The organism is Pseudomonas fuscovaginae SE-1 (assembly GCF_000364705.1).
Lineage (GTDB): Bacteria > Pseudomonadota > Gammaproteobacteria > Pseudomonadales > Pseudomonadaceae > Aquipseudomonas > Aquipseudomonas fuscovaginae_A.
In genome coordinates, this window is record NZ_AQOH01000284.1 from 1 (window position 1) to 8,165 (window position 8,165).

The 8,165-nt window shown below is 66.1% G+C and carries 9 protein-coding genes; all 9 read right to left on the reverse strand.

Annotated features, from left to right (window positions below; genetic code table 11):
* Window positions 1–366: 366 nt before the first annotated feature.
* Window positions 367–966 (reverse strand): nucleotidyltransferase family protein, encoded by a 600-nt coding sequence (locus K675_RS0122755; RefSeq protein WP_026145454.1) that lies wholly within the window; start codon window positions 964–966, stop codon window positions 367–369.
* Window positions 959–1,945 (reverse strand): XdhC family protein, encoded by a 987-nt coding sequence (locus K675_RS0122760; RefSeq protein ID WP_017905771.1) that lies wholly within the window; start codon window positions 1,943–1,945, stop codon window positions 959–961. The genes K675_RS0122755 and K675_RS0122760 overlap by 8 nt, the downstream gene beginning before the upstream one ends.
* A complete protein-coding gene (locus tag K675_RS0122765; protein ID WP_017905772.1) occupies window positions 1,945–4,263 on the reverse strand; it encodes a xanthine dehydrogenase family protein molybdopterin-binding subunit in 2,319 nt (772 codons plus the stop codon). The genes K675_RS0122760 and K675_RS0122765 overlap by 1 nt, the downstream gene beginning before the upstream one ends.
* The gene (locus K675_RS0122770) at window positions 4,260–4,730 is read right to left on the reverse strand and encodes a (2Fe-2S)-binding protein (RefSeq protein WP_026145455.1); all 471 of its coding nucleotides are present in this window, start codon (window positions 4,728–4,730) and stop codon (window positions 4,260–4,262) included. The genes K675_RS0122765 and K675_RS0122770 overlap by 4 nt, the downstream gene beginning before the upstream one ends.
* Before the next feature lie 251 nt (window positions 4,731–4,981).
* The gene (gene murB / locus K675_RS0122775; RefSeq protein ID WP_017905774.1) at window positions 4,982–6,001 is read right to left on the reverse strand and encodes a UDP-N-acetylmuramate dehydrogenase; all 1,020 of its coding nucleotides are present in this window, start codon (window positions 5,999–6,001) and stop codon (window positions 4,982–4,984) included.
* A complete protein-coding gene (locus K675_RS0122780) occupies window positions 5,998–6,462 on the reverse strand; it encodes a low molecular weight protein-tyrosine-phosphatase (protein WP_017905775.1) in 465 nt (154 codons plus the stop codon). Before K675_RS0122780 ends, murB begins: the two co-directional genes overlap by 4 nt.
* A complete protein-coding gene (gene kdsB, locus K675_RS0122785) occupies window positions 6,462–7,226 on the reverse strand; it encodes a 3-deoxy-manno-octulosonate cytidylyltransferase (protein ID WP_017905776.1) in 765 nt (254 codons plus the stop codon). Before kdsB ends, K675_RS0122780 begins: the two co-directional genes overlap by 1 nt.
* On the reverse strand, window positions 7,223–7,408 hold the full coding sequence (locus K675_RS0122790; RefSeq protein WP_017905777.1) for a Trm112 family protein: 186 nt from the start codon (window positions 7,406–7,408) through the stop codon (window positions 7,223–7,225). Before K675_RS0122790 ends, kdsB begins: the two co-directional genes overlap by 4 nt.
* Window positions 7,409–7,433: 25 nt before the next feature.
* Window positions 7,434–8,165 (reverse strand): tetraacyldisaccharide 4'-kinase (gene lpxK / locus K675_RS0122795; RefSeq protein WP_017905778.1); only part of this gene is annotated, 732 nt, incomplete at its 5' end.

Sequence of the window (8,165 nt, forward strand, 5' to 3'; positions counted from 1 at the left end):
CCGTTGCCGCCGAACCGGCGCCGATGGTCGTCGAGGCGGAACAGGCCCCTGCGACCCCTGTCGTTCACAACGAAGCGGCTGCCGAGGAAAACTCTCAGCCTGCCGAAGAAGTGATCGAGCACGCGCCGAAAGCCCTGGAAACAGCCGAAGAGCATAAGCCTCACGCCTGATTTCAACGGCCAATGAAACGCCCCGCCCGCAGCGATGCCGGCGGGGCTTTTTTTGGGGTTCAAGGGTTGCGGTGTCTGGGCGGACGCTTTCGCGAGCAAGCTCTGCTCCTACAGGATTGCGTCGTTCACCTGCCTTGTGGACGACTCGATCCTGCAGGAGCAGAGCCTGCTCGCGAATAGGCCCCAGAAGCCAGCATCACCCTTGAGCCTCAAACACCAGGGCAGCAGGTAGATCGACATCCCAGACGATCCCCCGATCCTCTACCGGGACCGGCTCGACCCGGCCGGTCGCCAATAGCGCCTTCGCTCCACGATCGCCGGACAAACTCCGCAATGCCGCGCCGAAATCGCCACCAAAGCCCACCGGGTGGCCATACTCACCCGCCAGCACCGGCACGCAGATCCGTTCCCTTGCCATCCCAGCCAGCACCCGTTCGAAAGTCTCCGGCAGGATGAACGGCATGTCCCCCAGCACCATCAACCAGCCGCTGGCCTCGGCGGCAGCGGCGACCCCGGCGGCAATGCTGTCGCCCATGCCCGTGGACTCCAGCAACAGCACCTGGCAGCCATGCTCACGGCCCAGGCGAATCGCCTCGGGTCGATCCGCGGTGGTGACCAGCACCCGCATGCCCAGGCCGTCAGGCAAACTGTGCAACACCTGCCCGAGCACCGGGCGCACCACCCCATCACGCCCCTCGCAAGCGGCCAGCAACTTGTCCTGATCGACCCCGGCCACCTGCCGGAACCGACTGCCCTGCCCCGCCGCCAGGATGATCGCGGCCATCGACTCATTCACCCGGTGCCAGCTCCGGTTTCCTCTGCCGCGGCTCCACGCCGTTCTTGATCGCGACAATCTCGGCCAACAGCGACAAGGCGATCTCCGCCGGCGTGTGACTGCCGATATGCAAGCCGATCGGCCCATGCAATCGTGCGATCGCCTCGCTGCCCAGCCCCAGCAGCGCCAGATTGTCCCGCCGCTTGCGGTTGTTGACCCGCGAGCCCAGCGCACCGACGTAGAAGGCCCTGGAATTGAGTGCCGTCAGCAAGGCCATGTCGTCCAGCCGCGGATCGTGGGTCAGCGCAACGATCGCCGTGCGCTCGTCGGCCTGGATATTCAGCACCGCCTCATCGGGCATGCCCGGTACGAAACGACCGTGCTGTTCCTCCCAGCCGTGAACGAACTCCTCGCGCGGATCGCAGACCAGCACCTCGAAATCCAGCATCCGCGCCATCTGCGCCACATAGCGCGACAACTGCCCGGCGCCGACCAGCAGCAGGCGCCAGCGCGGCCCGTAGATGGCCCGCAACGTGCGCTCATCGAAGCTCAGCAGATCCTGCCGGCCGGCCTCATGCAGAGTCACCGTGCCGCTGACCAGATCCAGTTCACGCGCGACGATCTCATGAGCCTCGCAACGTCGCAGCAGTTGCTCGACCCAGACGACATCACCTACCCGCTCCTCGGTCAGACGCAGGGTGCCACCACACGGCAGGCCGAAGCGCGCCGCCTCCTCGCGACTGACACCATAGGTCACCAGTTGCACCGGAGGCCCGTCTGCGGGCAGGCGCCCATCGTGCAGGCGGGCGATCAGGTCATCCTCGATGCAACCACCCGACACCGAGCCGATCACCACGCCATCCCCGCGCAAGGCCAGCATCGCCCCGGGCTGGCGCGGCGCGCTGCCCCAGGTCTGGACCACGCTGTACAGCATTACCCGGTGCCTGGCGCGGCGCCACTGCAGGACGCAGCGCAGGACATTCAGATCGACGCTGTCCATCAGACCTGCGCCTTGTTCCAGCCTTGCAGTTGATAACGCACCGGCAGGTTGCGGATGCGCTGGCCGGTGGCGGCGAAGATCGCATTGCACAGCGCCGGCGCGATCGGCGGCACGCCTGGCTCACCGACCCCGCCCAGTGGCACCTGGCCCGGCGGCGTCACCAGGTGCACCGCCACTTCCCGGGGTGCCAGGGACATACGCGCCACCTCGTACATGTGGAAGTTGTCCTGCTGGACCTTGCCCTCCTTGAAGCTGATCTCGCCCAGCACCGCGTTGCCCAGCCCCATCACGCACGCGCCCTCGAACTGCGAGCGGATCCGTTCCGGGTTGATCTGCGGCCCGCAATCCACGGCGATATCGGCCTTGTGCACGATCAAGGTGCCATCGTCCTTGACCTCGACCTCGATCACCACCGCCACATAAGTCACGAAGCTGTAGTGCACCGCCAGGCCCAGGCCACGCCCCTTGGGCAGCTTGCGCCCCCAGCCGGCCGCCTTGGCCGCGGTTTCCAGCACGGTGCGCATGCGTCCGGTATCGATCGGGTAGCGCTCCGGCGACTCGCCGTAGTTCCACTGTTCACTGAGGCTGCGCGGATCGATCTGACGATCCGGCCCCAACAGCTTGAGCTGATAGGCCAGCGGATCCTGACCGGCCTTGTGCGCCAACTCGTCGACGAAACTCTGGATGGCGAAACCATGGGGAATGTTCGACACCGAACGGTACCAGCCAACCCGGGTGTGAACCTTCGCCTCCGGGTTCTCCAGGCGCACGTTGGGAATGTCGTAGGCCATGTTGGTGAACCCCATGCCCAGCTCGAACGCCGCCTCGTGGTTCATGTCCGGCGCGAACAGCGCGGTGATGCTCGGCGCGACGGTACGGTGCAGCCAGCCGGTGGGCGTGCCGTCCTGGTTCAGGCTGGCCCGCAGGTATTCCGCCGACACGGTGTGGAAATAGGAGTGGTGGATATCGTCCTCGCGGGTCCATTGCACCCGCACCGCCGTGCCCGGCATGGCCTTGGCCAGGATCGCCGCCTCAATGACGTAGTCCGGCTTGGACTTGCGCCCGAAGCCGCCACCGAGCAGAGTGACGTTGACCGTGACCTGCTCGAAACCGATGCCCAGCCGCTCGGCGATCCGCTCGCGGGTGACCTGGGGAGCCTGGGTCGGCGCCCAGGCCTCGCATTGCCCATCATTGAAACGGGCAACGGCGACCATGGGCTCCATCGGCGACTGCGCCAGATGCGGCAGGTAGTAGCCAGCCTCGAAGTGGCCGGAGGCCCGTTTGAGCGCCTCATCGACATCACCGGTATTGCGCACCACCTTGCCAGGCTGACGCGACGAGGCCTCCAGCTCCTGGCGATAGGCAACCGAGTCGTAACTGGCGTTGTCGCCATCGTCCCAGACGATGTTCAGTGCTTCGCGCCCCTTGATCGCAGCCCAAGTGTTGCTGGCGATCACCGCCACGCCCCCCAGTGGCTGGAACTCCGACGGCAGCGGGCGGGGTTCGATCTCCAGCACCTTGATCACACCCGGCACCTTCAGCGCGGCCGTCGCATCGAACGACTTGAGCTTGCCGCCATACACCCGCGGACGTGCCACGGCGGCATAGGCCATCTTGTCGAAATGGATATCGGCCCCGTACAGGGCACGACCGTTGACGATGTCCGCACCGTCGATGGCCCGCGTCGACTCCTTGCCGATATAACGGAACTCCGCGGGCTGCTTGAGCCGCAGACTGTCCCGCGCAGGGACCGCCAAGGCGCCGGCAGCGGCGGCCAGGGCCCCATAGCCCAGCTCGCGTCCGCTCGGGCTGTGGATAACCTTGTGCAACTGTGCCCGGCACTCGCCGACCGGCACGTTCCACTGCTGCGCGGCGGCCTGTTCGAGCATGGTCCGGGCGGCAGCACCGCAACGGCGCATGGGTTCGTACCAGTGGCGCATGCTGCGCGAGCCATCGGTGTCCTGGTTGCCGAAACGCACTTCGTCCCCCGGCGCCTGGCGGACCTTGACCAGCGCCCAGTCGGCCTCCAGCTCGTCAGCCACCACCAGGCTCAGGCTGGTACGCACGCCCTGACCCATCTCCGAACGGTTGCAGACTACTGTCACACTACCATCGGCGTCGATGCTGACATAAACCTTGGGATCGTCGACCCAGCCATTGGGCATGCCGTCGGCGCCGTACTTCTTCTCGCCTTCGGCAAAGGCATCGGGCAGCCCCCAGGTGGCCGCCAGCACCAGCGCGCCGGTGGCGCCGACCCCCTTGAGAAAGCCGCGCCGGCTGAGGTTGCTCAGGGCGAAATCGTTCAGGGAGCGGCTCATGCCTTGGCCTCCTGCAAATGGGCGGCGGCGGCATGGATGGCCGTCTTGATACGGTTGTAAGTGCCACAGCGGCAGATATTGCCGAGCATGGCTTCCTCGATCTGCTCGTCGCTGGGCTTGGGGTTGACCTTGAGCAGGGCCGTGGCCGACATGATCTGTCCGCCCTGGCAGAAACCGCACTGCGCCACGCCACCGTCGAGCCAGGCCTGCTGTACCGCCTGGCCTACCGGGTCGCTTTGCAGGTTGTCGATGGTGCGCACGTCCCGGCCCACCACCGAGCCGATCGGCGTGATACAGGAACGGGCCGCGAGGCCATCGATATGCACGGTGCAGGCACCACACAGGCCCATGCCGCAGCCGAATTTGGTCCCGGTATAACCCGCCACGTCGCGAATAGCCCAAAGCAGCGGCATATCCTCGGTGACGTCCAGGGGATGGTCTTGACCATTGAGTTTCAGGGTAATCATGGGCACGCCCGCATCGTTGAAGGTCATGGGGTCGAGCCATCTGCCAGGGGCCGCACGGACGGCAGCAGATCGACTCAGGCTAATCGGCTCTCTTGTGAAGCGGGTGCTTCACCGGACCGTTCGTTGAGGCTTTTTTACCGTTTTGACCAGCTCAGGGAAAGCCATTCCATGCAAAAAAGCCCCATGCAGTCAGACTGCACAGGGCTTTGATAGAGAGCACTCCGGCTGACCAGCGATCAGCATAGCCTCATTCAGTAGAGATTCGGCTCCATTTCCAGCTCGACCGCGAAACGCTCGGCGATATCGGCCTGGATCCGCCGGGCCAGGGCCAGCAGTTGCGCCCCCGTCGCCGTACCATGGTTGACCAGCACCAGCGACTGCAGACGGTGCACGCCGGCATCACCGTCACGGAAGCCTTTCCAGCCCGCCGCCTCGATCAGCCAACCCGCCGCCAGTTTCACCTGCCCGTCGCCCTGTGGATAACCGACCAGGGCGGGATGGGCCCGCTTCAGCTCGGCGGCGTGAGCGGCCGAGACCAGCGGGTTCTTGAAGAAGCTCCCGGCATTGCCGAGCACCGCCGGGTCCGGCAGCTTCTCGCTGCGAATGCCGCAGATCGCCCGGCTCACATCGATCGCTCCCGGCTGGCTGACGCCCAGCTCTTTCAACCGCTCGGCCACCGGGCCGTAGCCCAGGTGCAACTGCTCGACCCGGCTCAGGGCAAAGCGCACCCGCAGGATCAGCCAGCGACCTTGAGCGTGCTTGAACAGGCTGTCGCGATAACCGAACCGGCATTCCTCCAGGGAGAACTCGCGCAGTTCACCGCTCTGTCGGTCGAGGGCGGTGAGGCCGGCGAACACGTCCTTGATCTCGACACCGTAGGCCCCGATGTTCTGCATCGGCGCGGCCCCCACGGTACCCGGGATCAGGCTGAGGTTTTCCAGGCCATACCAGCCCTCGGCCAGGGTCGACAGCACGAACGGATGCCAGGGCTCGCCCGCCTCCGCCTCGATGACCACCCGCTGGCCGTCATCGCTGAGCAGGCGAATGCCACGGCTGGCCATGCGCAGCACCAACGCCTGGATATCGCCGGTCAGCAATAGGTTGCTGCCGCCGCCGATCACCAGCAAAGGCAATTGCCGCTGTGCCGCGAAAGCCAGCGCTTCGCGCACGTCGTCATCGCCGTGGGCCTCGGCGAACCACTGGGCACGGACATCGACACCGAAGCTGTTGTAGGGTTTGAGAGAAATACCGGCTTGCGGTTGCAGGCTCATAGGCGCCCCCGGAGTTCGTCGACCAGGCGATCGCTGGCCTGCTCGATCAGGTCCAGCACCTGTTCGAAGCCGTGCTCTTCGTCGTAGTAGGGGTCCGGAACCTCGTCCACCGCACCGTCGTAACGACGCAGGAACAGGTCCAGCTCGGCCGTGCCCTGGGCCGGCTGCAACTGCCCGAGGTTGCGCAGATTGCTCTGATCCATGGCGAGGATCAGGTCGAAGCGGTTGAAGTCCGCGCTGCTCACCTGCCGGGCGCGCTGCGCCGACAGGTCGTAGCCGCGCAACCGCGCCGCACGCTGGCTGCGACTGTCCGGCGCCTTGCCGACATGCCAGGCGCCGGTCCCGGCGGAGTCGACCTCAATCAGGTCGGCGAGACCGGCTTCGCGCAATTTATGGCGCAGCACGCCTTCGGCCGTGGGCGAACGGCAGATGTTGCCCAGACAGACAAACAGGACCCGCATCAGGCCTCCAGCAAGCGACGAACGCGTTCGAGGTCGTGTGGCGTGTCGACACCGGTGGGCGGCGCCTCCAGGGCGTCCGCCACATGGATCCGCACGCCGTGCCACAGGGCGCGCAGTTGCTCCAGACGCTCGGTGGTTTCCAGCCAGCAAGGGCCCCAGTTGACGAAGTCCTGCAGGAAGCCGGCGCGGTAGGCATAGATACCGATGTGGCGACGGTACGGCACGCCTTGCGGCAGGTGCTCGCGGTCCTGGGCAAAATCGTCGCGGGCCCAGGGCAAGGTAGCCCGGCTGAAGGTCAGGGCCAGGCCGTTGACGTCACTGACCACCTTGACCACGTTCGGGTTGAACAATGCCTCGACCTCTTCGATCGGCTCGGCCAGGGTGGCCATGCGCGCTTCGGTGTGCGCCGCCAGGTTGGCCGCGACCTGGTCGATCACCACCGGCGGGATCAACGGCTCGTCACCCTGGACGTTGACCACGATCGCCTCCGGCTCCAGCCCCAGCAGGCTGGCGACTTCGGCCAGGCGGTCGGTGCCGGACTCGTGGTCTTCGCGGGTCAACAGCACTTCGGCACCGAAGGCCTGGCAGGCCTCGACGATCCGTGGATCGTCAGTGGCCACCACCACCCGCTGGGCGCTGCTTTTGCGCGCCTGTTCCCAGGTGTGCTGGATCATCGGCTTGCCGGCGATCAGTTGCAGCGGCTTGGCCGGCAGGCGCGTGGAGGAATACCGCGCCGGAATCACGACGATGAACGAAGTGCTCATTTGTCCAGGCGCTCATCGGCGCTCAGGGTACGCGCCTCGCTCTCGAGCATCACCGGGATGCCGTCGCGAATCGGGAACGCCAGACCGGCGCCCTTGCTGATCAGCTCGGTCTTGTCGGCGCTGAGCTTGAGCGGCCCCTTGCAGATCGGGCAAGCGAGGATATCGAGCAGTTTGGTGTCCATGAGGGATTCCCGGGATAAAAGGGGTTTAGGGCAAGAGACGATCGGGCAGCAGGCGCAACAGTTGCGTGTCGAACCAGGCGGCAAAGGCCTCGGAGGGCACTGCGTCGACCGCCAGGTACCACCAGTCGTCGGCGGCGAACGCCCGGCATTTCACCGCGTCCTTCTCGGTCATGACCAACGGCAGCGGCGGCGTGAAACTCAGGGCCTGCGCGCTGTACTCGGCATGATCGGCAAAGGCGTGGGGCACAGGCTGCCAGTGTAGCGTTTCGAGGGTATTGAAGAAACGTTGCGGGTTGCCGATGCCGGCCACCGCGTGCAACGCCTGGCCTGCGGGAAAATGGCCGAGCGGCTGGCGCTCACCGCTTCGCAGGTTGACCAGCGCGGTCGGTTGCAGACGAAAGGCGAAACCGTCGCCGCGATCGGCACTGGCACCGTTGTACATCAGGGCGTCGACGCTCTGCAGGCGCTCCAGCGGCTCACGCAGGGGACCGGCGGGCAGGCAGCGGCCATTGCCCAGGCCACGGGCGGCGTCGATCAGCACCAGTTCCAGGTCTCGGGCCAGGCGGTAATGCTGCATGCCGTCGTCGGAGAGAATCAGGTCGAGCTTTTCCTCTGCCAGCAGAGCCTGCACCGCGCGACTGCGATCCGGGTCGATCATCAACGGCACATCGTTGCGCTGGACGATCAGCAGCGGCTCGTCACCGGCGACCGCGGCGGACTGGTCGGCACGTACCCGCCACGGCAGGCTCGGCGGCTT

Bases quoted from the DNA above. Each gene is read 5' to 3' on its own strand.
- K675_RS0122760 (WP_017905771.1), bottom strand. From the start codon at position 1,945: ATGGACAGCGTCGATCTGAATGTCCTGCGCTGCGTCCTGCAGTGGCGC.
- K675_RS0122765 (WP_017905772.1), bottom strand. From the start codon at position 4,263: ATGAGCCGCTCCCTGAACGATTTCGCCCTGAGCAACCTCAGCCGGCGC.
- K675_RS0122770 (WP_026145455.1), bottom strand. From the start codon at position 4,730: ATGATTACCCTGAAACTCAATGGTCAAGACCATCCCCTGGACGTCACC.
- murB (WP_017905774.1), bottom strand. From the start codon at position 6,001: ATGAGCCTGCAACCGCAAGCCGGTATTTCTCTCAAACCCTACAACAGC.
- K675_RS0122780 (WP_017905775.1), bottom strand. From the start codon at position 6,462: ATGCGGGTCCTGTTTGTCTGTCTGGGCAACATCTGCCGTTCGCCCACG.
- kdsB (WP_017905776.1), bottom strand. From the start codon at position 7,226: ATGAGCACTTCGTTCATCGTCGTGATTCCGGCGCGGTATTCCTCCACG.
- K675_RS0122790 (WP_017905777.1), bottom strand. From the start codon at position 7,408: ATGGACACCAAACTGCTCGATATCCTCGCTTGCCCGATCTGCAAGGGG.